Raw genomic sequence first — 796 nt, 5'->3', positions numbered from 1 at the left:
ATATAACCTTCAGGAATTCTTATGAGCAAGATGAAGCTAGTCGTAATCGGTAACGGGATGGTAGGCCATCGCTATATCGAAGATTTAGTCGAGAAGACAGATGTCGCTAACATGGACATCACGGTGTTCTGTGAAGAGCCTCGCGTAGCCTATGACCGTGTACACCTTTCTTCTTATTTTTCACACCATACTGCGGACGAACTTTCTTTAGTTAAAGAAGGCTTCTACGAGAAACACGGCATCAACATGCTGATCGGCGAACGTGCAATTAACGTTAACCGTGAGAAAAAGACTGTTTACTCAAGCACAGGTCGTGAAATTCAATACGACAAACTTGTTCTTGCAACTGGTTCTTTCCCATTCGTTCCGCCAATCAAAGGTCACGAAGGTAAAGACTGTTTCGTTTACCGTACAATCGAAGATTTGAAAGCGATTGAAGCAACCGCGAAGAACTCAAAGTCTGGTGTTGTTGTCGGTGGTGGCTTACTTGGCCTTGAAGCGGCGGGCGCACTGAAAGCACTTGGCGTAACCACACACGTTGTTGAGTTCGCTCCTAAGCTAATGGCTGAGCAACTTGACCAAGCGGGCGGTAACCAACTTCGTCAAAAAATCGAACGTATGGGCGTAAACGTTCATACAAGCAAAAACACGCTAGAAATTGCTCCTGAAGGCACTGAAGCTCGTAACGTGATGCGTTTTGCAGACGGAACTGAGCTAGAAACTGATTTCATCGTATTCTCTGCTGGTATTCGCCCACAAGACAAACTTGCTCGTCAAATGGGCCTAGGTATTGCAC

1 protein-coding gene is annotated in these 796 nt (G+C 45.9%); it reads left to right on the top strand.

The window, feature by feature from the left end:
• Positions 1-21: 21 nt before the first annotated feature.
• A partial coding sequence (locus AB4653_RS28335; RefSeq protein ID WP_372105957.1) for an FAD-dependent oxidoreductase occupies positions 22-796 on the top strand: 775 nt, incomplete at its 3' end.

It is taken from the genome of Vibrio sp. 10N.222.48.A3, from assembly GCF_041475345.1.
In the GTDB taxonomy this organism is placed as follows: Bacteria; Pseudomonadota; Gammaproteobacteria; order Enterobacterales; family Vibrionaceae; genus Vibrio; species Vibrio tasmaniensis_A.
This window is presented reverse-complemented; position numbering and strand designations above follow the sequence as displayed.